The 26,122-nt window shown below is 44.6% G+C and carries 19 protein-coding genes and 1 tRNA gene; 14 read left to right on the top strand and 6 right to left on the bottom strand.

Annotation, left to right across the window (positions count from 1 at the left end; translation table 11 throughout):
- Positions 1–80 precede the first annotated feature (80 nt).
- The 6 genes from nrdR (at position 81) to QF041_RS10695 (ending at position 2,744) form a co-directional block, all read left to right on the top strand.
- Positions 81–548: a transcriptional regulator NrdR gene (nrdR, locus tag QF041_RS10720; RefSeq protein WP_036609807.1), complete on the top strand. Its 468-nt coding sequence runs from the start codon at positions 81–83 to the stop codon at positions 546–548.
- 184 nt (positions 549–732) lie between these two features.
- Positions 733–805 (top strand) — tRNA-Ala (locus QF041_RS10715).
- A gap of 137 nt (positions 806–942) precedes the next feature.
- A complete protein-coding gene (locus tag QF041_RS10710) occupies positions 943–1,287 on the top strand; it encodes a hypothetical protein (protein ID WP_307414006.1) in 345 nt (114 codons plus the stop codon).
- A 5-nt stretch (positions 1,288–1,292) separates the two neighbouring features.
- On the top strand, positions 1,293–1,460 hold the full coding sequence (locus tag QF041_RS10705; protein ID WP_307414005.1) for a hypothetical protein: 168 nt from the start codon (positions 1,293–1,295) through the stop codon (positions 1,458–1,460).
- Between the two features lie 20 nt (positions 1,461–1,480).
- On the top strand, positions 1,481–1,981 hold the full coding sequence (locus QF041_RS10700) for a tyrosine-type recombinase/integrase (protein WP_307414003.1): 501 nt from the start codon (positions 1,481–1,483) through the stop codon (positions 1,979–1,981).
- Between the two features lie 154 nt (positions 1,982–2,135).
- Complete coding sequence (locus QF041_RS10695) at positions 2,136–2,744, top strand: hypothetical protein (RefSeq protein ID WP_307414001.1); 609 nt, start codon at positions 2,136–2,138, stop codon at positions 2,742–2,744.
- Between the two features lie 160 nt (positions 2,745–2,904).
- Here the strand turns inward: QF041_RS10695 and QF041_RS31265 are convergent, their stop codons facing one another.
- Positions 2,905–3,015, bottom strand: coding sequence for a putative holin-like toxin (locus tag QF041_RS31265; protein WP_373461333.1), 111 nt, complete (start codon positions 3,013–3,015; stop codon positions 2,905–2,907).
- Positions 3,016–3,266: 251 nt separating this feature from the next.
- Between QF041_RS31265 and QF041_RS10690 the strand changes: the two genes are divergently transcribed.
- Entirely contained in the window at positions 3,267–3,833 is a 567-nt protein-coding gene (locus QF041_RS10690; RefSeq protein WP_307413999.1) for a hypothetical protein, read from the top strand.
- A 289-nt stretch (positions 3,834–4,122) separates the two neighbouring features.
- Complete coding sequence (locus QF041_RS31260; RefSeq protein WP_353883448.1) at positions 4,123–4,221, top strand: putative holin-like toxin; 99 nt, start codon at positions 4,123–4,125, stop codon at positions 4,219–4,221.
- Between the two features lie 226 nt (positions 4,222–4,447).
- Here the strand turns inward: QF041_RS31260 and QF041_RS10685 are convergent, their stop codons facing one another.
- Together QF041_RS10685 and QF041_RS10680 are read right to left on the bottom strand one after the other, a co-directional pair.
- On the bottom strand, positions 4,448–4,771 hold the full coding sequence (locus QF041_RS10685) for a helix-turn-helix domain-containing protein (protein WP_307413998.1): 324 nt from the start codon (positions 4,769–4,771) through the stop codon (positions 4,448–4,450).
- A gap of 33 nt (positions 4,772–4,804) precedes the next feature.
- The gene (locus QF041_RS10680) at positions 4,805–8,434 is read right to left on the bottom strand and encodes an S-layer homology domain-containing protein (RefSeq protein WP_307413996.1); all 3,630 of its coding nucleotides are present in this window, start codon (positions 8,432–8,434) and stop codon (positions 4,805–4,807) included.
- Between the two features lie 394 nt (positions 8,435–8,828).
- Here QF041_RS10680 and QF041_RS10675 point away from each other — a divergent pair, with 394 nt between their 5' ends.
- The 6 genes from QF041_RS10675 to QF041_RS10650 all read left to right on the top strand — a co-directional run bounded on the left by QF041_RS10675 (position 8,829) and on the right by QF041_RS10650 (position 24,193).
- Positions 8,829–17,132 (top strand): immunoglobulin-like domain-containing protein, encoded by an 8,304-nt coding sequence (locus tag QF041_RS10675; protein WP_307413994.1) that lies wholly within the window; start codon positions 8,829–8,831, stop codon positions 17,130–17,132.
- Positions 17,133–17,406: 274 nt separating this feature from the next.
- The gene (locus tag QF041_RS10670; RefSeq protein WP_307413992.1) at positions 17,407–18,216 is read left to right on the top strand and encodes an alpha/beta hydrolase; all 810 of its coding nucleotides are present in this window, start codon (positions 17,407–17,409) and stop codon (positions 18,214–18,216) included.
- 44 nt (positions 18,217–18,260) lie between these two features.
- On the top strand, positions 18,261–18,788 hold the full coding sequence (locus QF041_RS10665; protein ID WP_307413991.1) for a MarR family winged helix-turn-helix transcriptional regulator: 528 nt from the start codon (positions 18,261–18,263) through the stop codon (positions 18,786–18,788).
- Positions 18,789–18,963: 175 nt separating this feature from the next.
- Positions 18,964–20,313 carry an FAD-binding oxidoreductase gene (locus QF041_RS10660; protein WP_307413990.1) on the top strand — a complete coding sequence of 450 codons (1,350 nt, stop codon included), beginning with the start codon at positions 18,964–18,966 and terminating at the stop codon, positions 20,311–20,313.
- Between the two features lie 175 nt (positions 20,314–20,488).
- A complete protein-coding gene (locus QF041_RS10655) occupies positions 20,489–23,179 on the top strand; it encodes a winged helix-turn-helix domain-containing protein (RefSeq protein WP_307413988.1) in 2,691 nt (896 codons plus the stop codon).
- 93 nt (positions 23,180–23,272) lie between these two features.
- Positions 23,273–24,193 (top strand): NAD(P)-dependent alcohol dehydrogenase, encoded by a 921-nt coding sequence (locus tag QF041_RS10650; protein WP_307413987.1) that lies wholly within the window; start codon positions 23,273–23,275, stop codon positions 24,191–24,193.
- Positions 24,194–24,302: 109 nt separating this feature from the next.
- On the opposite strand, the gene QF041_RS10645 is transcribed toward QF041_RS10650, so the two are convergent.
- From QF041_RS10645 to QF041_RS10635, 3 genes are all read right to left on the bottom strand, one after another.
- Entirely contained in the window at positions 24,303–24,599 is a 297-nt protein-coding gene (locus QF041_RS10645) for a putative quinol monooxygenase (RefSeq protein ID WP_076209074.1), read from the bottom strand.
- Between the two features lie 97 nt (positions 24,600–24,696).
- On the bottom strand, positions 24,697–25,347 hold the full coding sequence (locus QF041_RS10640; RefSeq protein WP_076209073.1) for a nitroreductase family protein: 651 nt from the start codon (positions 25,345–25,347) through the stop codon (positions 24,697–24,699).
- A gap of 27 nt (positions 25,348–25,374) precedes the next feature.
- Positions 25,375–25,794, bottom strand: a complete 420-nt coding sequence (locus tag QF041_RS10635) for a MarR family winged helix-turn-helix transcriptional regulator (protein WP_076209072.1) — start codon at positions 25,792–25,794, stop codon at positions 25,375–25,377.
- Between the last annotated feature and the right edge of the window lie 328 nt (positions 25,795–26,122).

The raw sequence follows: 26,122 nt of genomic DNA, 5'->3' as shown, positions 1-26,122 counted from the left end.
ATGTGTCGGCAATGCATTTTTCATTACAAAATCAGTACAGGGAATATGTGGTAAAAAGTAAAAGTGGGAAGTGATCTGATTTGAAGTGTCCTTATTGCGGTTATATGGGTACCAAAGTGCTTGATTCGCGTCCGGCCAACGAGGCAAAATCCATTCGTCGTCGCCGTGAGTGTGAGCAGTGTGCCCGAAGATTTACAACGTTTGAGATGATTGAGGAGACTCCACTGATTGTTATTAAGAAAGATGGCAGTCGTGAAGAGTTCAGCCGGGACAAGATTCTCCGCGGGCTTATTCGTGCCTGTGAGAAACGTCCAGTCTCCGTAGAGACCCTGGAGATGATGGTATCTGAAGTAGAGAAATCTCTGCGTAATACAGCGGATGCTGAAGTTGAGAGTCGCCAGATTGGTGAGCTATTGATGGAACAGTTGTTTCCAGTCGATGAAGTGGCGTATGTCCGTTTTGCGTCGGTATATCGCCAGTTCAAAGATATCAATATGTTCATGAAAGAACTGAAATCCCTGTTGTCCAAAGACGATCTGGAGGATTAGTGAAGTTGGTAAAGGGAGAAGAGCAGTCTGGAGTTCCAGTCCGTGTGTACCAGAGAAATCGGTTGTTCTTCTCCAATCACTTTGGATCTTAAAAAGTGATTGACAGCGAAAGCTGGATTTTATATGATATAGGAGTCGCCTGTGGAACGTAGCAGTGTTGGACAAGTTATCTATTTCATATCCTGGGGCCTTAGCTCAGCTGGGAGAGCGCATCGCTGGCAGCGATGAGGTCAGGGGTTCGATCCCCCTAGGCTCCATACTCTTAGAGAATCCGCTAATATAGCGGGTTTTTTCGTTTGTCTAGACGTTGACTGTTAACGTGGACAACTCGCAGATATGCGCGCCTAATCCCTCGTTTTCTTACCGTACTTATTATCGAAGGAGGCGGTATGGAATGGATAAACGTAAAGGAAGAACAATTAAGAGTGAGCGCACATCAACGCGCTTACAACATTCGTTAGACTACCTGTTTGATTATTACTACCAGGCGAAGAAATCCGAGGGTCGTGCGGAGAATGCGCTAAAGACATACGTACAGAATTACAATTACTTTTGTGAATTTCTGGATGAGCGTAAGATCATTCGTGACATCCGGAATATCAACGTTGAGGTAGGGCGTGATTACATAATTTGGTTACGTGATGAAAAACGGAGGTTTAGCGATAACTGTAAAGTTCCGGAATCTGTTCGCACTGTGGGACTTCTTCCGAATCAATTAACACGCGCATTAAGAATATGAAGACGATGTTTAAGTTTTTAAAAGAAGAGGAAGTAATTGAAGCAGACTCGTTTACGTATTTAAAGAACGTACAGGACATTGGGAAGGATATTGAGGTACTTACCGCGGAGGAGATGAGCGACCTTCTAAAAGCGCCAAACCAACGTACAGCGACTTTCGAGATTTCGTTGTAATAAATCTCTTGATTGATGGGATGTTACGCGTAGACGAGGCGTTAACATTACGTAAGACTGACGTAGACTTTACCGCATGTTGTGCAACTTTACGACGGGAAGTGACCAAGACGTGTAAGCCACGAATTGTACCGATCACAAAACGAACTGCTAAGCTGATGCAAGAGTTAATCCGCGAATCAACGGAGTTTGGAAGTGAATATATATTCCTTAATAATTACGGTGAGCGCCTGCTTCCGAATCACTTCCGCCATCAATTGAAGAAGTACGCGGATCGAGCCGGAATTGAGAAGCGCGTGTATCCGCACTTACTGCGTCACTCAGGGGCGACGCTATTTTTAGAGGAAGGCGGATCACAGCGCCATCTACAGGACATCCTCGGACACGCTGACGGGCGTATGACCGCTCACTATACGCATTTGTCCGATAAGAACGTGAAGAAGAACCATGACGAGTTTTCCCCTCTGAACGCTGTTATTGGGAAACTTGAAAAGCCGCGCAAGACGAACCGACAGTCTTAGTGACCCATCAAGCGCGCAAGCGAAGTATAAAATGAGGCGCAGTTCTCGCGGATAAATTTCCGTTGAGGGCTGCGTCTTTTGTCGTTTATATATAGTATAATTTTCCTGTATATAGTAGAATAGAACTATAAAAACGCAGGGGAGAAGGTACATAATGGACGAATTAACTTTATCAGAAAGCAAGCCAAAGCAGCGCATAAATGTATTATCTGCAGTTGCGTTGGGGATTTCGGCTTTAGCAGTCGCCGCATCAATTTATTTATTTGTTCAGAATTCAGAACTATCAAGCAAGACTGATAAACTTTCCGAACAGATTGTGTCAATCTCGAAAAAGAATGATGAATTACAAAAAACTGCAGACGCGCAAGCAGTTATTAATGAGGAGCAAGATACATATCGCAAGCTAACTTATTTAACAGCGTTGGCCCACGATATCGAAGACGGAATTGTTACGGATGATTTCGTTGTAAATAAAATTAGGTTCAGTTGGGGCGATGACGGTAATTTAAGCGATGTTGTTATAGACGTCGAAAATCAACCTGCTCTCTCATTATTGTACAAAAATAAGGGGGCCTACGAACTGTCTGATCGTGAGCTACGCGCTAAATCTGACGCAATCATCAAAGCAGTGAGCGAATACTATACTAAATCTCCTAACGCGCCAGCTTGGAACGATTCTACTTTCGTACAGCTCACGGTTCAAAATTATAACATTGGTGAGTCGACGGGCGGAACGTTTAAGCTCGTAGGTGAGACGAAGTAATAGGCGTAAGGAGGTCCCGCGCAGGGCATGATTCCGCAAGTAGACAGAAAAAGACGCAGCTTTGGAGTAGACTGCGTCTTCCTGGGTATTGCGTGTGTTGGCGGTAAGGTTTATGATTATTACATAAATTAGATCGCGGTAGCAGCTCTTGGCGGGGAGGCTATCGCTTTTTTACGTGTAAAAAGAAAATTACTGACGTAATGAAGGCCAACATTGCGAAAATAAAAGTACCAAAGTTAAGCATGACGTCAAGTGCCTCGTATGTACTCATCTCATCACCTTTCTCATAAATTAAGTGTAACTTCATCTTTGTTCAAATAAAAGAGAAATTACCCCCCTACTAATTATACTTGACAAAAATCAAATATACGCTCTATCTACATGCTTGGCGAGTATACATAGTCAAATCCGCAAACCTGATCACGATTATATTAAAACACTTCCTGAGTGGAGTTTTTTAACGGAGGTGCCCGAGGAAAAAAAGTTAAACAGGAAATAACAAAGAAAAATGATGAATTGAAAATGTTAGAATTTGAGATAGAGAAGTTGGGTTCAGATTTAAAATCCTTGGAGGAGTTGAAAATTCTCTTTGCTGGGACAGGTCAACCCTTGGAAAATATAGTGGGTAGGGTTTTTGGTTACCTCGGCTTTGAAGTTAGTGAGGGTATACCAGGAAGAGACGATCTTATATTAGTATATAAAGGTCAAGTAGCAGTAGTAGAAGTAAAAGGGGTTACTAAAAGTGCTGCAGAAAAACATGCTGCGCAACTAGAAAAATGGGTGAGCGAATATCTCGCGACAAAGGACATAAAGCCTAAAGGCATTTTAGTAGTAAACGCTTTTAAAGATGTTCCTTTAGAAGAAAGAATTGAAAAACCTTTCCCTGACCAGATGATGACATATAGTAATAATCGAGATCATTGTTTAATCACTGGAGTAGACTTACTGGCTTTATACTTTCATATCCGAGAAAATCCAGAGGAGAAAGAACAAGTGATAAATGATCTTTTAAATACTAGTGGTCATTTTAACAAATTTAAATGGCAAGATTATGTTTCTATAAGTGGCTCACCTGTTGAATCACATTAAACTGGCGTAACTCAAATTGATGAAAAGTAGAACCGCAGCCCGCACGCAGGCTTAGCGGTTCTTTTTCATTCGCGGCTAAATTCCCGTAAGATCACCGTACATTTAGCCGCGTATGCCCTTTCGTGTACGTTCCCCTTAGCGAAGCCAAAACGCGCTGATTCCATGGTAAACCATGCAAAAAAGAGCCGTATGGTTAACGGCCCGGTGTGTCTCAATATTTATTATTTCATAATTTTGAATCCGCGTGTATACTGGAAAGTGGACAAGAGCGGGCTTTGCCTACCTTCATATGAGGGGAGGTGGTAGCATGTCCACCTATGAGACACTTATCCTTATGATTTCGTTCGCGACATTAATAGTGTTAATTATACGTACCAAGCAGAAATAACCGCCTCTCTCCAAAGACTGCGGTTATTTCTTAGATGATGTACCGCTCTTGTCCTCTGTAAATTATGATTTACAGTGGTAATTCAATTTTACCCCCAAATGTAACGCATTACAATATTAAATAACGAATATAGTTATTTTATTAGCTTATAATGGGAAAATGTAACCCACTACATATAATAAATACACCGTAATCCCTAAGTATGGGTTAGCGGTGTTTTTTACGTTTACTCGGCACTTTCCTCGGTATTAGGTATGTATTCGATTAAATCGCCAGGCAGCACGTCCAACTTTTCGCACAAGGTATTGAGCGTTGGGAAATCTATCCGCGCGTTGGCGTTCAACGCGAGCGCCTTTACAGTATTGCGATTTATGCCGGTAATTTGAACGACGTCTTTCTGTTCAAGTCCGCGTTTCTTCATTATCTTATCAAGCGATTTTAGATAGGATATTACTTTAAGGGTAGCAAATACTAAAATTCCTGACCGTGGAGTTGTCAAAAAAAGTGCAGTTTGAAAACAAGGAGACCCTTCCGGCTGGATATTGTCCAACCGGGAGGGGTCACCTTAATTCTGTATGCGCTTTCACTTAGCCGGATATTCGACGAACCTTACAAAGATCGTGGCTACTTCGGCGCGGGAGGCGGTGGCTTTGGGAGCAAAAAAGTTGCCCGGTTTGCCTAATACAATGCCGTTGCCTTGCAGCGCCTGAACGGCCTCCAACGCCCAGGAGCTGATCTCACTCTCGTCCGCGAAGGACTTAGCGTGGCTTTCAGGTATCTCATAGCCCTTGTACTTCATGTAGTTGTACAGTATAACCAGCATCTGCTCGCGCGTCATCGGTGAATTGGGGTCAAACAGGTCTGCGTTTGTACCTTTAACTATGCTTTTTTCGGCCGCCCACTCGGCTGCCGCGGTGTACCACTGTCCGTCCGTCACGTCGCTAAAGCGGGAACTTGTGTAGCTGGAGAGGTTTACGTTCTCAAGATTGGACAGTACCTGCACGAACATTGCACGCGTCATTGCGGTTCCCGGTGAGAACGTTGTGGACGTCGTGCCGTTGAAAAGATCGTATGTGTAGGCGAAATTTATATCGTTGTAGAACCAGTCGTCCATGTTGGCATCCCTGAAAGGATTGCCCGATATCACGAGGAAGCCCAGTGGGGTGGCGTCATCAAACGTCAGCTCCGTACCCTCACGGATGTTCAGCGACATGCCGTTGTCTAAGTCAACTCTTGCGCCGCTCGGTCCTACCACAACCGCTCCGCCGCTCCGTATCTTCGATCCGCCGTGGATATCCACACGGTTGCCGTTTGGCAGGTTCACATGCGCGTCTTTGCCACCTACTGTGACCGTACCGTCGCTCGCGATCGTCGAGCCGTCCGAAATGGTCACTGTGCTGCTGCCGCCGGGTAGTGTCACTTCGGCGCTCTTGTCTGCCGGAATGGTTACCTTACCGTTTGAGTCTATCGTTGTGCCTTCGGGTACCTTAATCTTCGTCCCGCCTTTGGTCGCAATCTCGCCGCCGCCAGGGAGGGTGGTGTTGCCGTTTTTGTCTGTGACCGCGGGCTTATCCTTCGGTGTATTCACTGTGTAGGTCGACTTCGGCGTTCCAGCGTTTGTCCCGGTGCCCGTATTGTCGGTGTTGCCCGTATTACCCATGTTTCCGGTATTTCCGGTGTTTCCGGTGTTGCCCGTATTGCCGCCAGAATCAGGCACAGTGGGAGTCGTCGTCTTCAGTGGCGTCGTCGTCGCACTGATCTCCGCGCCGTCGCCCTTTGCATTCACCGCGATGATGGTGAAGTTGTAGCCTTGGCCGTTTGTCAGGTTCTTGAAGGTATATTTGGTCTCCGCCGCATCCAATGTGACCGGCGTCACGTTGCCATACCATACCTTGTAGCCCAATATCGCACTGCCACCGTCGTCAGCAGGGGCGGTCCAGCTCAATGTGACCTGTCCGTCACCCGCTGTCGCCTTAAAGCCGCTCGGAGCACCGGGCACGACCGGTTTTCTCTGCGCGAACATCCAATCAAAGACGTCTGTGTAGTCATTGTTCCAAGCCGGCAAGTTAGCGGACTGCGCCGTGGGAGCTATGCTCCAATTCTCCATAGTTATCTGGTTGTAAAGAACCGCCGCTTCAACTTCATGCGCTATGTAATCAGCCAGAACAGGTGTGTTGGCCGGATTCGGCCTCAGATTTGGCTGATCAAATTGATTGTAGGGCCACGTAAGGACCTCATTGCTCTCAAAGCGCGAAGCCCTCGCGTTGATCATTTTCGGCATATTGTTATTGATGAAGTTATTGAGGTTAGTCTGGTAGCCTGCAACGTTATGAGCATTTACAAACATCCAATAGGCCAGATTGTTGTGAGCGTCGTTGTCCTTAGCATTCGGTGAACCGCTTACCGGGGCCATAGGTGCGGCGGCGGCGAAGAAGCCAGGATGGCTGTTAACTAAGTTGTTTGTATACTGGCCGCCCCATGAGAAGCCCGCCGCGTAAACACGATTAGGGTCTACTTCGCCGCTGGCAATCAGGGCGTCTATGACCTTCTTAACATTCTCTGTTGAGGGAACAGATACGCCATTATAGGAAATATTCAGTACATGGCTGGCGTACTTGTCAGGATTTTTCTCCATTTTTTTCATTAGAGCGACTGAGCCGTTGGCGGATTTCATGGCCGCTTTTTGGTCTGTCGCAGCGTTTGTGCCGCCGCGTGACATGCCGTGGGTATAAACATACAGCGGCAATCCTTTGATCACTTTACCGTCTTCATCCTTGTGAAGATAGAGCGAGCGATTGACCGAATTGTCCGTGAATGTTGTAAACTTGTCAAGGATCGGATTCACAACTTTTTCCTGTTCAAAAACCACGTTGCGAAGTGGACTCCCCTCTGTCAGTACGATCTCTCCGTTTGGGACGATGTTGTAAACCTGCTTTGTCGAGTTACTGCTGCCATCCAGCGTTGTTTTGCCGCCGCTCGCTGAATAAAACTCAGACTCAACTACGATGTAACGGCCGCTTGCCAGTCCGTCCTGATAATCCGGTGAATTGCTTACCGACCCCAGATAGCCGCGTACCTTCGGTTCGTCATTAGCGTATACCCTTGTGATCTTGCGCGTCCCTTCAAAGGTCACCGCTTCGCCGTTCAGGGTTGTGTTCCTGGCTGACAAGGTAAACAAGCCCGGATTAAGCTCGGAGCCTAACGCTGCTTTCCCCTCGCCTAAGTCAATGATGACAGCCGTTGTGTACTCGCCACTGGCGAAGTTGTCATTCCATACGATAAAGGGAAGTATCCCCGCGTCCGGATCATTTTTAAATGTTACGTGAATTGTATGGTTAGTCTCAATATTCGAAAAGGTATAAGTGCCAGCAGATAGAGTCACGGTCTCGCCGTCTACCGTTACAGTATCCACAATTTTGCCGGAATCGGGGGTAAACGTAAATTCTTTGTTAGAGTCCCGATCTACTCTCAGAACATCGCCGGGTGGGTTCGGCGTTATTCGGCCGCCCGGTCCCGCAGTGGCGGTGATTGAGAATCTGGTGTCCACTTCATTGGCTAAAGAGAGCTGCAGGCTGTCTGTAAAAGAAGCAGCGCTGGTGTAAGCCGCGTCCGGATCTCCGAAACTGGAAACGACTTCATAGCGGTCACCGCCCTTTTCCGTCGAGTTATTAATATAAACCTCAAAGGTAAGCTTGCCCTCCTCCAAGGTCAAGGTTCTTTTGGGTATTCTCATCTCCACGATATATCCTGTTTCCGTGATCTGGGTCCATGCAGCTCTGCCCGGAGCGGCCTGCCCTGAGAACACGCCCGTCGCGCTGACGCGCCATTGGTTTGAGCCTCCGGTTCCGGTGCCGACATAAAACTCCAGGCTGTCGTACTGGTGATCTCCGCCAGCTCCCTGATATAGATTACTGTCATTCACAACTACTCTGGAATACAGGTAGTCATGGTCCCAAAGGATTCTGGCTGTGCCCGTGGCATGGGGTCTGGGATCGGCGGGCACAGTGCTTTTGTTGATGTGATGCTCCATGGTCTGTCCCCAGAGTGGGTCGTTTGACCCGAGTTCGGGAGTTCCAAAAATGGCGGTGGGTGTTTCATTCGCTTCTGCGTTCTCGATGTTGTCAGTGGCGGCGGCATAGCTGGTAGGCATTAGCGACGCAACCATTACCAAGCAACAGAGGAACGCGAGCATTCTGCTAAATCGTTTTGGCATAAATGAAAATCCTCCTTATTTTTCGATCCGGTGCGCCCATGGCTTACCGCATCGTATTCGGACACGTTGTGCATATGACAAGCGCCCAACTATATATATTATGTTTATCAGGCGTTCAATCCTTTAATTTAAACATAGAGTATATTTGGAATGAAAACGATTACTTCGGAGTATAGGGATAGTGTTGAAGTTTGAGTGAATCAATAAAAAAATCCACCTTATTAACAAGATACTACATTGAATTGGAAGTGTTGTAGACGTAATATGAGAAGAAATGTAAGCGCATTCTTTTTTTAAAAAACGTATCTCTATTTCCTTGAGCGAGGTGGTCTGGTTTTATAGGTGAGAGATATGGGTTGTATGCTTCTGAAAATTAATCGAAGGGAAGAATGCTATGCGGAAGAAAATTACAATCCTAATGTTAGTTTTACTTATGACCTTCAGTAACTGGTTTAATCTTGTTCTGCCATTTAGCAATCAAGCTTCAGCAGACACAATAACACCAACGATGTTGGCGCATTATCCATTGCTTGAGGATGTAGAGGATATATCAGGTAATGAAAAGCATGGAACGGCCGTAGGAAACATTACGTACACCGATGGTCTCACTCTGCCTGGGGGAACAGATAGTAATACGAACTACGTTCAGCTTCCTACTGGTATGTTTGATAATCAAGAAAATACAACGATATCTGTATGGATCAAGAGCAACACTGGAAGTGGGAACTACTCAGCATTATTCTACGGTACTCCAGCAGCTGGCAATAACTTGCCAACGAATTACTGGATGTTTAATCCATCGAATCCAAGTGGTGATTTTAAGTCAGTATTTACGAATAACAATAATGTTGACCAGCCTTGGACAACTGAGGTAGGGGTATCAGGCACTTCAACGACACCGTACGAAGGTCAATGGGTTCACTATACAACGGTTATTACAGAACGCTCTATTACAGGTTATATTAACGGTGTTCATATAGGCACGACCGCCAAAGAGAAAACAACAGCAAGCTTTGGTACGGATTTGCATGCTTACATCGGTCGCTCCAATTATTTAGGGGATGCTACTTTTGCGGGCAGCTTTCAAGATTTAAGAATTTACGGAGAGGCACTAAATAATGAAGATATCGCTGAAGTATATGAACAATCGTTTAATGAAAAACAAGTACAACAAGGCAAAATAGAGCTAACGTTAGGTGACTTATCGGCAGTTACAGAATCTCTTGAACTACCTACTGAAGATAAGAATGGCGCAATGATCTCATTGACGTCTAGTGATGAGAGTGCGATCAGTCCAACGGGTGAAGTGATCTTACGAGAAATTGAACAACAAGTGACGCTAACTGCAACCATTTCTTTAGGTGGAAGCCAGGCAACGAAGGAGTTCATGGTTACCTTACTACCTAAGGATGACTCTATTGAGCAGATTGCCGTTAAGAATGTTTCGCTTAATGAACCTACATTTATTTTATCAGCGGGGGACAGCGAGATATTAGTGGCTACTATTTCACCTTCAAATGCAACGAATAAAAGAGTTATCTGGACATCGAGTGACTCCAGTGTAGCGATTATCAATTCAACGGGTAAAGTTACAGCTGTTAGTGAAGGTACAGCCACAATTACGGTACAGACTGAAGATGGAGAGTATACAGCCACATCAGCCGTTACCGTTAAGGGAGAATCGCTAAAAGATGATCTTATTCTTCATTACAACATGAAAACGACTGAAGAAGTAGACGGTCAACTCGTACTGAAGGATGTTGCTAATAAGGCAGTTACATTTGACGGAATATTTAGAAATCCAAACAATGGACAATTCATTTCAAACAGTGAGGTTGGCTTTGTTTCCTTCAATGGTGGAAGCTCTACATCTAATAGTGGGCATGTTGAGATTCCTAAGGGCTCAAATGGACTAGATCTACTATACGGTCTGAATGAGATTACAGTATCTTCAATCGTGAACTGGACGAATGATGGTACGAATCGCTGGATCTTCGGTTTGGGTACTGTATTAACACCAGAAACGAACAAATATTTCTTCGTAACACCACGTCACGGTAGTGGATCAGGTAATATGATTGCTACAGGTATCTCTAAAAATGGCTGGCCGAACGAAGCATTAGTTATAGGTAGCGCAAACTCAAACCTTATCGGTGGACAGTGGAAGCATGTAACGGTGTCATTGTCCGAAGCTAGCAATAGGATAACGTTATTCGTGGATGGAGTTAAGGTTGCTTCGGGTAATGCAAAGGGACTAAAGCTGTCAGAAATTATTAATCCGGATGCTACTTTCTCTGGCTTTATCGGTAAATCAATCTTCTCAAACGATCCATATCTTCAAGGTAGCGTAGCTGATTTTCAAGTATATGATCGCGCGTTGACAGAGCAAGAAGTAGGCGAGTTATATCAACAAGAAGGAGCAACTCACATCTCAAAAATACGTCAGCTCACTGTTGATGATGCCGCGAATCAACTTGACATCAGTCATTACTTAGGTGAAGGCGATAAAAGCACCGATAAGATAACGAGAAACGTTACATTACCAACAAGCGGTAAAAACGGCGTGAGCATTACTTGGAGTTCTAGTCATCCTACGGTCATTTCTAACCATGGCACTGTACAGCGTCCCGCTGTTCAAGCAGGTAATGTTCAGGCAGAGCTTACGGCTACTTTAACGTATCAAGGCGTATCAACTACAGCTGTATTCCCTGTTACGATCTTGAAGCAATTCGATGATCAGCAGAAGGTTGATCTGGACGCTGAACAAATAGAGATCTACAATGCTGACAACGTTAAAGGTAACTTACGTCTTGTTGCTACAGGTGAACAAGGCTCCACCATTACATGGTTATCTAGCAGACCGGCAGTTGTGAAAGGAACGTCTGAAGCGGCTGGTGACGCTACACAGCTAGGCTGGGTAAACCGTCAAGCTACGGATACGCCCGTTACGCTAATAGCTACAATTACGAATGGTGCAGCTTCTAAAGAGCTTACGTTTAACGTTACGATTAAACAAGCAATTGCGCCAGTACAGCATGATGCTTACTTCTTTGCATACTTTACAGGTGAATATGAGGGTGGTGAAGAGATATCCTTCGCTACAGCTGAAGATCCATTGTTCTGGAAAGGGTTGAATAATGGTAAGTCGATCCTTCAATCGGATATGGGTGAAAAAGGACTTCGTGATCCATTCGTTATACGGTCACCAGAAGGGGATAAATTCTATATGCTGGCAACCGATTTGAAAATGGGCGAAAGTACAAATTTCGACCAAGCTCAAATTACGGGTAGTCATTACATGATGATTTGGGAGTCGGAGGATCTCGTTCATTGGAGCGAGCAACGTATGATCGAGGTTGCTCCTAAGACTGGAGGAAATACGTGGGCACCAGAAGCTATCTATGATCCAGTAACTGGAGAGTATATCGTATTTTGGGCATCATCGATGAAAAACACAGAGACATATGGTGATTATAACGGCAGACCTGCAGGTCAGTACAATGTGATGTACTACGCAACAACAAGAGACTTCTACAACTTCTCTGAGCCAAAGGTCATGATTGATGAGTCACTTCCGACGATTGATACGACGTTTATTGAGCATAATGATATGTTGTACCGATTCACCAAATCAGAAGTGAATACTAAAGTGTATGTGGAGAAAGCACCAACTTTTTATTATGACAAGGACGGTATTGCAGCAAACGGCCTTCAATACGACGCTGTTCCGGGTACACGTGATAATAAACTTGGCTTGATCGGAAATAATGGAAACAACGAAGGGCAGACGATTTTTAAGGATAATAATAAAGACAAATGGTATCTGTTCCTTGATTCATGGCCATATCATGTCCGATATACAACAGATCTGGATAGTAGCACGCAATATATGAACAATGTATTAAGTAGTGATAAATATGCACTGCCGCCAGGACCACGACACGGGACGGTAATTCCAATCTCACGTGCAGAGTATGATGCTTTGCAAGAGAAGTATGCATGGAAAGGTCCAGCACCATCAACAGACCCGGTTGTACATTACTCATTTGATGAAGATACAGTAAATGGTACAACGTTGAATGACATTTCTGGCAATGGTCATCACGCAACACTAGTAGGTGGAGCAACGATTAATGAAGAGGATCGTATCGGTAAAACGGGTGGTGCACTAGAGCTTAATGGATCAACAGGATATGTGAAGCTGCCAGATAACTTGATTCAATCCTTGAATCTTGAGAAGGCTACGTTCTCTACATGGGTTCAAATGGACAGAAATCAAGCAAATCAAAGAATATTTGATTTTGCTTCCGAAACAGGCAGACAGGTTAACCGCAACACCATGTACTTGAGCACACAAGGTGATACAGGTAGTCTAGAGTTTGCTGTCGTAACCCCTTTTACAGAGAAATTTAGCAATGACAGCACGCGACTGGGATCAGAATATAAATATGCGGTGAGAAATTCCGGGTTATTACCAACAAAGACTTGGCAGCATGTTGCAATTACAATGGATGAATTTGATGCAGTATTGTATGTGAATGGTCAAGAGGTTAAACGTAGCTCGACATTTAACGTTGAGCCGAGAATGTTACTGGAAACAACGATGAATTATATTGGTAAATCGAGAAACAGCTCTCATAGTTTATTTGATGGTAAATTTGATGATTTCCGTATTTATAATCGTCCATTATCCGTTGAAGAGATTGCAACATTAGCTGATGAAGACGTTACTCCTCCAGTAGAGCAGCCATCTGGGGCAGAGCTCATTCTTCACTATGATATGAATGATATCGATGGTGCGACGGTTATTGACCAAACAGGAAACTTCAACGGAAAATGGATGAATCCGTCTAAAGCAGAATGGATTCGTACACAAGATGCTGGTGTACTAAGCTTTACTGGTGGCACAACTAACTCTTATGTAGAACTACCCCAAGGAGTACTTGATGGATTAACGGATATGACCGTTTCATCCATTGTGAACTGGAGCGGTAAAAACGCTGCGGAGTGGTTATATGCATTAGGAAGACCAAACAATAATACGCACTATACGTATTTCACACCACGTTATAACGCTAACGGTCTAGCTCGCCTTGGTATCGCGACGAATGCTTGGAATAATGAGTCTTCAACTTCTACCACGGGCTTAAAGAATAATGAATGGAAAGTAGTTACGACTGTTGTTTCAGGCACGGATGGTACACTAACGCTTTATATTGATGGTGTTGCTGTTGCATCAGGCTCAACGAATGGAATGACACTAGCACAAATAAAAAATACTTCAGGCAGTAGTGGAACCATCGGTAAGTCATTCTATACAGCTGATCCATACTTCGGCGGTATGATTGCAGACTTCCAAATCTATGATGGTGCTATGACTGCGGCAGATATTACATCACTTAAGGCTCATGCAGATCAGAAGATTGCTTTAATGGAGGGCATGCTTGTATCGGCTGCGACAGAGAAATTAACGATTCATGATCTTCTTGCTTCTAATGCATCAAAAGATGCGATTATAAGCAATGTAACATTGCCAACATCAGGTGCTTATGGCACAACAATAAGCTGGACTTCAGATAAGGGGAATGTCATCTCAACTACAGGTGCCGTAACCAGACCAGCTAACGCAACAGGTGATCAAGTTGTAACGTTAACAGCAGTATTTACAGATGGTACAGAGACAGTTAACAAAACTTTTCAGTTGACGGTTAAGGCATTGCCAAACGATGTCACTTCTGTAGATGAAGCAAAAACAGCGCTAGTCGTTCATAACATTAATGATGTAAGAGGTCATCTGGCATTACCAACATCTGGTCTATATGGAACAACAATTACTTGGGCTTCTGCTCAACCAAACGTCGTTTCGGTTACTGGAGAAGTAAAACGTCCGGCACACGGTAGTGGAAATGTGGGCGTGAAGCTTACAGCTACGATTACATTAAATTCAGCATCGACTACGAAGGAATTCATTGCGAATGTGAAGGAACTGCCTGCTGATGAAAAATATGCGGGATACTTTTTCACATATTTCACTGGAGAAGGTACTGCAACAGGGGAGCAAGTTTACTTTGCACTAAGTAACGGTAATGATCCGCTGAACTGGCGAGAATTGAATAATGGTAAACCTGTATTAACCTCTACCTTAGGGGAGAAGGGGGTACGTGATCCGTTCATCATTCGCTCGCCTGAAGGTGATAAGTTCTACATGATCGCCACCGATCTGAAAATTAACGGCAATGGTAACTGGGGCAGAGCACAGACATGGGGCAGTCGTTCCATTATGGTTTGGGAATCGAATGATCTAGTCAACTGGACAGATCAACGCATGGTAGAGGTTGCACCGGAAGAAGCGGGTAATACATGGGCACCAGAAATTATGTACGATAACAAAACAGGTGAATATATCGTATTTTGGGCATCAAGAATGTTTGATGACGCATCCCATACAGGCAATGCTTATCAAAAAATGATGTATAGCAAGACAAGAGATTTCTATACGTTTACTGAACCGCAAGTATATTTGGATTATGGATATTCAATCATTGACACAACGATGATTGAGCATGAAGGAAAAGTGTATCGCTTTACGAAGGATGAGCAAAACAACGGAGCTTCTGCTCCATTTGGCAAGATGATCTTCCAAGAGGTGGGTGACTCGATCTTAGATCCAACCTTCAAGATGATTAATCAAGGTGTTGGTAACATCAAATGGGTTGAGGGTCCAACGATCTTCAAATCGAATACCGATGAAAAATGGTATTTATTCGTAGATGAGTTTGGTGGAAGAGGTTATGTTCCATTCGAGACAACTAATCTTGCATCAGGTGCCTGGACATTATCTTCTAACTACAACTTACCAGCTAGTCCGCGTCACGGAACGGTAATTCCAATTACACAAAGTGAGTATGATGCACTCAATGGAAAGAACGTACCCGTTAGCGGAATTAGCTTGGACAAAACGACGATGTCAATCGTAGAAGGTCAATCAGGGCAATTGACAGCTACGGTAACACCAGCTAATGCAACGAAAAAAGCAGTAACATGGAGCTCAAGCAATACAGCTGTAGCCACTGTAAGTGCGACAGGTCAAGTAACAGCGGTGTCACCAGGAACAGCAAGGATTACAGTAACTACAGTGGTTGGTGGTTTATCATCAAGCGCTACGGTAACGGTAACACCATTGGTGGAACCGACTGCACCAGGAGAAGTGACCAGAACAAGTGTAACAGCAGGTAATCAGAAGCTGACTTTGAAATGGAGTAATCCTACAGACAGCGATCTGGTCGCTATTAAGATTACAGGTCTTGGAAATACAGAGTTTAAGACGGTAACGGTGAATCATGCGGCTAGCAGTTATGAAGTCACAGGACTTGCGAATGGTATGCGTTATGAATTCCGTATTACTACGGTAAACGCAGCAGGGTATGAGTCAGCAGGGGTTGTGGTGTCAGGAACACCACAAGCACCAAGCAGTGGTGATGGAAGTGGTGGCGGTAATATCCCTGCACCTACAGCACCACCAGCTTCAGGTGGAAGTGATCCAGTGGTAATGGACAACGGTCAAATAAACATTAAGCCGATCGTAAATGAGAGCGGTGCTTCTAAAGTGAAGTTAAGTGCGGATACGGTGAAGCGTGCGCTTGATCAAACGACAGGCGGTAAGTTACACATGCAAGTTGAAGCTGATGCAAGCTTGAACGGGCTAACGATTGAGCTCACAGTAGATGCACGCTTAACAAGTGGAGCTTCTATGGTAGATCGCATCGAGATCAACATAGGCTCTGCAGTCGTAACAGTGGCAACCGAACTGCTTGGAACAGGAACAAGTGCAGGGAAAACGTTAGGATTGTCGATTAAGAAAATCGCAGCTAATCAACTGCCAGCTGGCACACAAGCTCAGCTGAACGGTGAGGTCGTATACGATATTGAGCTAATGATTGATGATAATAAACTTACAGAGTTTGATGGCAGAGATGATCTCGTGATTGAACTGCCATACACACTAAAGGCTAACGAAAATCCAAACAACGTCGTTGTATACGATGTGAAGGACAACGGAGAGCTAAGAGTGGTGACGAATGGTAAATACAATGCAGCGACAGGAAAAGTAGAGTTCAAGCCAACGTATCTAAGCAAGTATACGGTAGCGTATGTTGCAACGAGCTTTAAGGATGTGACCCAAGATTGGGCGAAGGATGCGATCTCAGCATTGGGAGCAAGAGGCATTGTGAAGGGTGTAGGCGACGGCGAGTTTAATCCGAATGGTCAAGTGACAAGAGCAGAATTCATCACCATGCTGATGAATATGTTTGAGCTATCGGATGAGAGAGCAATGACAAGTTTTAGTGATGTGAAGCAAGGAGAATGGTACCATGGAAATATCGCAACCGCGCAGAAGCTGGGGATTGTGAACGGGAAACCAAATGGACGATTCGGAGTTCATGAGAACATTACGCGAGAAGATATGGCGGTTATGGTACACAAGGCGATCCAAATTAAGCAACTAGCGTTAGCAAGTGGTGAAGTTACAGCCTTCAAGGATGAAGCAAACATCGCAAGTTATGCGAAGCAAGCGGTAGAGGCAATACAGGGAGCAGGCATAATAAACGGTGTAGGTAACGATGAGTTTGCACCGAAGAAGAATGCTAGCCGTGCAGAAGCAGCAGTGATGATCTATAATCTGTTGGGTTTGATGTAGACACGTTAATTATAAGGCAGTTTCTATTGATTCACTCTGTTAAAAAAGTTGGGCGAAAGAACTTTTTCCGTCCACTTTTTTATCTGTTTAATCAGTGAGTTTTATTTGGAAGCGCTTTAAAATTGTTGTGGACAACAGCTATGTCGGATGATATATTGTTTACGTAAGAAACAATATTATTTTTAAGTGAAATAATAATAAGTGTGTCCATGGTAGGGCGGAGGAAATGATCTCTCGGAGCTTAAGCTTGGACAACACAAAGGACGGGAAAACGATGCCTAAAATCGAGACAAGAATTCAATCCTTCGACGGTACACAGCTTTATTTCAGCAAGGATACAGTGGAAAATGCAAAAGCCGCTGTCGTCATTGTACACGGACTAGCTGAGCATGCAGGGCGCTACGATTATTTGACAGAGAAGCTGAATCAGCGCGGGTTTAGCGTGTATCGGTTTGACCATCGTGGTCATGCCAGATCCGAGGGACAGCGTACGTTCTATAAAGAATTTGATCATCTTATTGAAGATGTTCATGTCATTGTCGAGGCGGCATTGCAAGAGAGCGGCGATCTTCCGCTGTTTATCATCGGACATAGTATGGGCGGTTTTGCAACCTCGTCCTTTGGAACGAAATATCCAGGCAAGGTCAAAGGCATCGTACTATCCGGAGCACTCACTCGTTACAATACAAAAGTTGCCGGAGAACTGCCGATGGATCTTCCTGCAGGCACGTATTTCCCAAATGAGCTGGGCAGCGGCGTATGCAGTGATCCCGCAGTTGTATCCGCTTACGCGAATGACCCGCTGGTTGAAAAGCAGATCTCTGTAGATTTATTTAATAGTCTGGGAAATGGCATAACATGGCTCAAGGAGAATGCCAAGCAATTTACAGATCCCGTACTTCTTCTCCATGGGGCCAATGATGGGCTGGTCAGTGAACAGGATTCCCGTGACTTTTACGGCGATATCGCTTCAACAGATAAAACACTCAAAATTTATGCTCATCTGATGCATGAGATATTTAATGAACTGACTCGTGATGATGTTATTGAGGAAGCAATTACATGGATTGAAAAACGAATCTGATTTCAGTAGAGTAAGAGAGAATCTGAATATGAAAGGGATTACTCATGAAATTAGATTGGATGGGCGACCATCGGGAACTGATTGAGAAAATTATCAAATATGGTAATGCGTACTCGAACACTTACAAGTTGCAACGAAACTACGGTACAGACATGATGTTCTCGGCTTCACAGATTCAGACGCTGGAATACATTCTGGAAGCCGAGGACAAAGAAGAGAAGATGTCGGAAATGGCCGCACGCCTGGGTGTAAGCCGCAGTACATTTTCCAAGAACGTAAAGAATCTGACGGAAAAAGGCCTGCTCGAAAAATTTCATTTAAGCGGTAACCGCAAAGACATATACGTCAAACCTTCGGAGAAAGGTCGCGAGGTATATGCGAAGTACACCGAATTTGTAAGGGAGCTTTGTTATGATGAGATTTTCAAGTATGCAGATCAGATTTCAGAAGCGGATAAGCAGAACTTTGTTCGCATCATGGATCTGTTTGCCGATGCGCTCGTCTGGTATGGTGAAAAAGAACAGGAAGCGCGCAAGTTAATCAGAATTGATTCCGATTCGGGCAGCGACTAGTTTCGAGATAAAAGGGATTTTCCTCAAGGCTGTGCTGTGGCCTAACTCAATCTGAAAAGCGAACCTTGAAAATTAAGGGCACCAGCCCATTCCCTCCGCGAATGTCCGTCATACAGTATAAAGTGCTTGATGCAGCAGAGGCTGTAGGACGATTATTCAGCAGGGAGTGGGACGTGTGAAATCATCAACAAAGCTTACCGGACGGGTTATTTATAAGGGTGATCCAGGATATGAAGCGGCGCGTAAGAACTGGGACCCGCATACCGACAAATATCCTAAAGTTTTTGTTTTTGCCCAAAAGACGAAAGATGTATCCAACGCTATCCGATGGGCTCGTGAAAACAATGTACCGATCAGGCCGCGAAGCGGCAGGCATGCACTTGAAGTCAACCTTTCACAGGTTAACGGCGGAATTGTGATTGATGTGAGTGATCTGAATTCCATCAAACTTGATAAAAAAAATGGAACGGTTGTTGTTGGAACAGGAAACCGAGTGGGAAGAATTGCGAATACCCTTGCCAAGCAAGGATTCATAGCTCCTTTTGGTGACAGCCCTACTGTAGGGATCGGTGGAATTACATTAGGAGGGGGAATTGGGCCTCTCCAGCGTACCATCGGTCTCATCAGTGATAACCTGCTTGAGGTAGAGATGGTGGACGCCAAAGGAAAAGTGATTCGGGCTAATAAAAATCATAATTCGGATCTCTTTTGGGCCTCGCGGGGAGGGGGCGGTGGTAACTTCGGAGTATACACCCGTTACAAATTCAAAGTGCGCCGTGCTCCAGCCAAGGCGACTGTATTTAAGATTACCTGGCCATGGGCTCAATTCGAAAAAGTACTCAAAGTATGGCAGAAGTGGGCTCCCTCTGTTGATACAAGATTGGGCAGCGAGTTATCCATCGGACCGAAAAAGGGTGGCAATGTTGTCATGGAGGGGCTGTTCCTAGGATCAAAAACAGAGGCTCTTCGTCTATTGCAGCCGATTACAAGTGTTGGCACACCGACAAGCTCCATTATTCGCTTGTTACCTTACACAGAAGTTGTGAAGTTCTTATTACAACCTGATCCGACCGAGACTCAACGGTATAGCAACCAGTTCTCGTCCGGTTTTGGACGAAAACCATTCCCCGACCAAGCCATTAAATCGATGCGATCATTCTTGGAGAACCTGGAAGAGGGACCAGGCGGATTCTATTTCCTCAACTGGGGCGGAGCGGTAAGTCGTAAATCACCTAGATCTACCGCGTTCTTCTGGCGAAAAGAGAAGTTCTATGTGGAATGGAACAGTACGTGGGTCAAACCATCCAATGCCGCTAAAAACATTGCACTCACTCGGAACACGCGGAAGAAGTTGCAACCCTACATCGTGGGTTCTTACATCAATGTTCCGGATCAAGGGATCAAAAATCCCGGTTTAGTGTACTATGGAGCCAACTATGCCAGACTGCGGAGAGTCAAAGCCAAGTATGACCCGAAAAATGTGTTCAACAATCCGCAAAGTATCACTCCGGCTCGGATAGTGTAAGGTAGAGCCATTCATTTTTACTAGCAACTTGTGCTAATCAGAAGTGAAATACATCTAATAATAAAGACACGTCTTTTATGGCGTGTCTTATTGATATTTATGGTAGTATAGATGCCAAAACGATATATGAAACGATACAGTTGCTGTTCGAGACCCTTGAATGGAGGTTTGGCTCATGTATGCACCGATCTTATCTACGAAATTAACCATTCCAGTTCAGCGCTCCCATGTAGTGGATCGTCCCCGCCTGTATGTCCGTTTCGGCGAGGGGATGCACGCTAAACTCATACTGGTCTCTGCTCCTGCAGGATCAGGAAAAACACTACTAGTCAATCAATGGGTTAAGTTTTCTTCAATAGATACAGCTTGGCTTTCGCTGGAAGAAGCGGATAACGATCCTTCACGTTTTTTGACATATCTATGTGCTTCGTTACAGACGATTGTCCCCAAGCTTGCTGAAGGAATCATGGGATTTGTTCAATCTTCCGAGCCGCCACCGATCGAGACCATTATTACATACCTTCTTAATGAAGTTTCTCAAATAACAAATCATTTTGTACTTGTTCTGGATGATTATCATCTCATGACTTCCGAAGTGATCAATCATGCGCTTGTCTACTTACTGAGGCACATGCCCCCGCATATGCATATCGTCATGACTACGCGTCAGCAACCCAAGTTACCTTTGGCTCGACTGCGGGCAAAGGGGGAATTGATTGAAATACGTGGTAGTGATCTGCGTTTTACTTCTGCCGAAAGCATTGAGTTTTTGGATCGGGTCATGGGATTGAAACTTTCAGAGGAACATGTTGCTCTCCTTGAAAAACGAACAGAAGGCTGGGTTGCCGGGTTGCAGTTAGCGGCCTTATCCATGCAGGGTTCTTCTGATCCGAAACACTTTATGGAAACGTTCAGTGGCAGGGACCCATTTGTACTGGACTATCTAATGGAAGAAATATTACAAGGGCTAACCGAACAGGTACAGAACTTTTTGTTGAAAACGTGCATGTTGGATCGATTATGCGGTTCATTGTGTGATGCGATCTTGGATATAGATGAACCAAAGGAACATGAATCCGTTGATTTTACCGGACAGGACATGTTGGAGTGGCTGGAGCAAGCCAATCTTTTCATCGTTCCCTTGGACAATGAGAGGCGATGGTATCGTTACCATCATCTATTTGCAGATTTATTGCGTAAAAGAGTACACCAGAATTCAAATTACGCCGACACAGCTGACACCAATCTGTCTGTTACTGAGATACATAAGCGAGCGAGCATCTGGTATGAGAAGCATCAAATGGAGCTGGAGGCTTTCAATCATGCTGTAGCTGCGGCAGATACTCATCGGGCATCGGATCTGTTGGAAGGTAAAGGTATGCCACTTCTTTTTCGCGGGGGTGCTGCTCCTGCCTTGCAATGGTTGAGTTCTCTATCCTCAGCAGAAATGGATTCAATACCTTCCTTATGGGTGATGCATGCGGCTGCGTTATTAGTATCAGGACATATGATAGACGTGGAACCTAAATTGCAGTCTGCTGAACAAGCGTTACAAAATATGGAACCTGAAAAGATCAATTCTGATCTCATCGGACATATCGCTTCCATCCGAGCCACGCTGGCTGTCAGTCGGCACGATGCGGATACGATTATTACGGAGTCACTTCGAGCACTCAAATATTTGCATCCTAATAATCTGCCCATTCGTGCAGCGACAGCTTGGACATTGGGATATGCATACCAGCTTCAGGGAAAACGTGTGGAAGCCGAATTGTCTTACGAGGAATCATTAGCGAACAGTACCAGGATCGGACATCATACCATCACCATGATGGCGACACTGGGCTTGGGGAATATACAGGAATTCAACAATCAACTACATCTGGCAGCTGAATCCTATCAGAAGGTGGTACTTATGGCAGGTAAGCCACCGCTACCCATTGCATGTGAAGCCCATTTGGGTCTGGCGCGAGTGCATTATGAATGGAATAATCTTGATGTGGCGATGTTGCACGCTCAACAGAGTGTGCAGTTGGCACATCAATTTGTCCAAACGGACAGGGTTGTTGCAAGTGAGTTATGGCTCGCCCGAGTGACGCTTGCGAAGGCGGATCTTCATAAAGCCGCTATCATGTTAGATAGAATCAACGAAACGGCCCAACGGTTAAATTTTACAAAGGCGATCCCTGATATTACTGCTGCATACGTTCTTGTGCTCCTTCGTCAGGGCGATCTGAAAAAGGCAATGCGATTATCATGGGACAGAAATCATGCGCTTAGTCAGGCCAGAGTATTGCTGAAACAGGGGAACACCTTGGAGGCACTTGGTATGATGGAATCCTGTCTTCGCTTGGCCATAACCAAAGGCTTCAAGGATGAACAGCTCAAGGCAACAATCCTTCTGGCGGTTATTCATGAGGAACATGGAAATAGAACACAAGCTATCGAGTTCCTGACTGAGGCCATGACGATGGCAGAGCCAGCAGGCTTCATTCGTGTATTTGTAGACGAAGGTGTTGTTGTGCACAGACTTTTGAAGAGGGTAACAGTACGCGGTGACTCACATTTATATCTGCTTCAATTACTGGCTGCATTTGATGAAGCTAAGGACAACAGAATTGAAATGATTTCGGAAGAGACAGATGTATATCCGTACGTTTCTGAACTGCGAATTGATCCGTTAAGTGTGAGAGAGCTCGAAGTATTACATCTGATTGCGCAGGAAAGATCCAATCGGGAGATTAGTGAGATACTTCATATTGCGCTGCCTACCGTGAAAGGACATAACCGGATTATTTTTGACAAAATGCAGGTGAAGCGACGAACCGAAGCCGTGGCAAAAGCACGTGAATGGAAACTCCTGTAACGGGTGTATCCTTGAAACAATACTTAAGTATCTAGGGGCCGAACCCACTTCCCGATATACTCATGGCAAACAGGAACATGTGGGGGGAAAGATATGAGAGCTATCATATGTACGAAGTATGGATCACCAGATGTGTTGCAGCTTAAAGACATAGCGAAGCCATCACCCAAAGATCATGAGATTCAGATTAAAATACACGCAACAACTGTAACATCCGGGGACTGCAGAGTTCGTGGTTCCAATGTTCCGTTTCTGTACTGGGTACCGATGCGTCTTTTTTTGGGATTCCGAAAACCTCGAAATTCGGTCCTGGGCGTAGAGTTGGCAGGAGAAGTTACGGCGATTGGCAAGGAAGTAAAGCAATTTAAGTTAGGTGATCAGGTGTATGCCATCAATGGATTGTCTTTTGGTGCCCATGCTCAGTATATATGTCTGTCCGAAGAGGATCCAGTCGCTCTGAAACCCCTCAACGCAACGTATGAGGAAGCAGCAGCAATTCCGTTTGGTGGAACTACGGCCTTATATTTTCTGCGCAAAGGAAACATTAAACGGGGAATGAAAGTGCTCATCTATGGAGCTTCGGGAGCCGTAGGAACTGCTGCTGTACAGCTTGCGAAATATTTTGGAGCAGAAGTGACGGGAGTATGCAGTACAACGAATGTGGAGTTCGCGAAGTCACTTGGTGCCGAGCATGTTATCGATTATATGAAGGAAGACTTTACAAAAACAAGTCAGCGGTATGATCTGATATTGGATGCAGTTGGCAAAATCTCGAAAGGTCAGTGTCGGCGCCTATTGGCATCTAACGGCACATATGTCACTGTTGATGGGCAAGGCATCGCAAGGGTTACTGCGAAGGATCTGATACTTCTTAAAGAGTTGATGGAGGCTGGTGAGATGCAAGCGGTGATTGACAGACGTTATGCCTTGGAGCAAATTCGGGAAGCTTATCGTTATGTGGAAACAGGGCGAAAGAGGGGAAATGTCGTGATTACGGTCAAACATGAGAACTAATTGGCAGTGTGTCGAACTTACTTTTCAAAGGGAATGAAAAAGCCACCCTCGGTCATATGACCAAGAGCGGCTTCTTTACATGCCAATTCGCATGTCAGCCATTCAGCTATTATGCTTTAACTTGTTCTCCAGCAAATACTTCAACGTTCATTGGAGCGGCCATGAATGCTGCTGCTTGTTGAACAAAAGCTTGGAAATGCGCGCTTGTGTTGTGGGAAGCTGTAGCAGCTTCATCTTTCCACAGCTCGATCATCGTGTATTGTTGTTCGTGTTCTGTGCTTTTTGCCAGGTCGTAGCTGATGTTACCTTCTTCTTGGCGTGTTGCAGCAATCAGTTCTTTCGCAGATGCGAGGAATGCTTGCTCTTGGTCCGGTTTAACTTGCAGATGAGCGTGAATGATAATCATAATGTATAACCTCCATATTGTGTTTGTTTGGAATGTGTTAAGAATGTATGCTTATTGACCAATATAATCGAGACTTACAGGGAAACCGTCCCTGATATTATGCCCAAGTTGTGATGGTTTCTACAGGCAGACGGTAGGAAGGGTGACCTTCTTTGGCCGATTTACCGATCGAGATCAACATAACGGGTTGATAACGCTCTTTGTCCATGCCAAATGCTTCTGCAATTTGATCTTTCTCATAACCACCAATTGGGTTGGTGTCATAACCATGAGCACGTGCAGCAAGCATCAATTGCATTGAAGCAAGGCCAGCATCGATCAGGTTAACGTCGCGAAGATCGGAAGCAGCCATCTTTTCGTAATAAGGCATTACAGTTTTGAGCTGCATATCCTTAATGTCTTGTGGCATGTAACCAAGTTCTACAGCTTTACCAAAAATCTCATCCATGTATTCAACGTTGTTCATATCAATAAATACGCCAATAACAGCGGCAGAAGTCAACACTTGATTTTGATTAAATCTCGCAAGTGGAGCAAGCTTTTCTTTACCTTCAGCCGTATCAACAACCAGAAAACGCCAAGGCTGCAAATTGATCGAAGATGGTGCACGGGAAGCTTCGGACAGAATTTCTGTCATCTCTTCACGGCTAATTTTCACTTCAGGATCGTAAAGTTTAACAGAACGGCGACCGTAGGTAATTTCGTTAAAATCATTGGTTTTTTGGAATTTGCTTTGAATTGTACTCATGCATGGATCTCTCCTCTATATATGGGTTTAGAAATTGTTGTGCATACGTTCCAGGAGATCGGCGAGTGACTGAACTTCGTCTTCACTGAAATCCTGTAAAATCTGGTTGATAAAATTGGTCTTCTCTGCTTTGTAGCCTTCAATCTGCTTCCGACCGTGGTCCGTCAGACGAACAAAAGTGACCCGATTATCTTCGGGGTTCTTGCGTCTTGTAACCATCAGGTCCGCCTCAAGCTGTTTCAAGTGGCGTGTAATCGCAGCACTATCAATGTTAATGATTTTCTGCAGCATGGATTGGTTAATCTCATCTACCTGATCCAGCTCATGCAGAATTTCAAAGCGAGAGGAACTGATACCTGTACAGCGTTCGAACTTGGGACTGATTTTATTACCCAACACGTTCAACAGATTGATGATTTGTTCTTCTTTGGAAACAATACGTGTCATGACTAGACCTCCCGGGTGAATCTGAATCATGAACAACGGCGCATGTTAACCAATGATTAATGTTGCAGTATACAATGCCATTGCCTAATGATTATTTGGATGCTCTCGATCATTGATGTATCAATATTTGATGCGTCAATCATTGATGGCTCAATTAATATATCATGCCTTTTATGATTTTGCAACAGGTTAGAAAATGTTGCTGATTCTAGCGTTATTATCCCGTTATGTTACGTTGCAGTCCGTATATGTTGTCCAAATGGATAAGTTAATATTGATTGTTTATGTTATTGAGAATTGTTATCAATCTATCTATAATAAAGGGAAT

Source organism: Paenibacillus sp. W2I17, from assembly GCF_030815985.1.
Lineage (GTDB): Bacteria > Bacillota > Bacilli > Paenibacillales > Paenibacillaceae > Paenibacillus.
The sequence above is the reverse complement of the archived record's forward strand: the minus strand, read 5'-3'. Positions and strand labels throughout refer to the sequence as shown.

Excerpts from the sequence above, each read along its gene's own strand:
- QF041_RS10695 (WP_307414001.1), top strand. The coding sequence starts at position 2,136 with ATGGACGAATTAACTTTATCAGAAAGCAAGCCAAAGCAGCGCATAAAT.
- QF041_RS10700 (WP_307414003.1), top strand. The coding sequence starts at position 1,481 with ATGTTACGCGTAGACGAGGCGTTAACATTACGTAAGACTGACGTAGAC.
- QF041_RS10710 (WP_307414006.1), top strand. The coding sequence starts at position 943 with ATGGATAAACGTAAAGGAAGAACAATTAAGAGTGAGCGCACATCAACG.
- QF041_RS10640 (WP_076209073.1), bottom strand. The coding sequence starts at position 25,347 with ATGAGTACAATTCAAAGCAAATTCCAAAAAACCAATGATTTTAACGAA.
- QF041_RS10645 (WP_076209074.1), bottom strand. The coding sequence starts at position 24,599 with ATGATTATCATTCACGCTCATCTGCAAGTTAAACCGGACCAAGAGCAA.
- QF041_RS31260 (WP_353883448.1), top strand. The coding sequence starts at position 4,123 with ATGAGGGGAGGTGGTAGCATGTCCACCTATGAGACACTTATCCTTATG.
- QF041_RS10680 (WP_307413996.1), bottom strand. The coding sequence starts at position 8,434 with ATGCCAAAACGATTTAGCAGAATGCTCGCGTTCCTCTGTTGCTTGGTA.
- QF041_RS10670 (WP_307413992.1), top strand. The coding sequence starts at position 17,407 with ATGCCTAAAATCGAGACAAGAATTCAATCCTTCGACGGTACACAGCTT.
- QF041_RS10635 (WP_076209072.1), bottom strand. The coding sequence starts at position 25,794 with ATGACACGTATTGTTTCCAAAGAAGAACAAATCATCAATCTGTTGAAC.
- QF041_RS31265 (WP_373461333.1), bottom strand. The coding sequence starts at position 3,015 with ATGAGTACATACGAGGCACTTGACGTCATGCTTAACTTTGGTACTTTT.
- QF041_RS10675 (WP_307413994.1), top strand. The coding sequence starts at position 8,829 with ATGCGGAAGAAAATTACAATCCTAATGTTAGTTTTACTTATGACCTTC.
- QF041_RS10665 (WP_307413991.1), top strand. The coding sequence starts at position 18,261 with ATGAAATTAGATTGGATGGGCGACCATCGGGAACTGATTGAGAAAATT.
- QF041_RS10655 (WP_307413988.1), top strand. The coding sequence starts at position 20,489 with ATGTATGCACCGATCTTATCTACGAAATTAACCATTCCAGTTCAGCGC.
- QF041_RS10690 (WP_307413999.1), top strand. The coding sequence starts at position 3,267 with ATGTTAGAATTTGAGATAGAGAAGTTGGGTTCAGATTTAAAATCCTTG.
- QF041_RS10650 (WP_307413987.1), top strand. The coding sequence starts at position 23,273 with ATGAGAGCTATCATATGTACGAAGTATGGATCACCAGATGTGTTGCAG.
- QF041_RS10705 (WP_307414005.1), top strand. The coding sequence starts at position 1,293 with ATGTTTAAGTTTTTAAAAGAAGAGGAAGTAATTGAAGCAGACTCGTTT.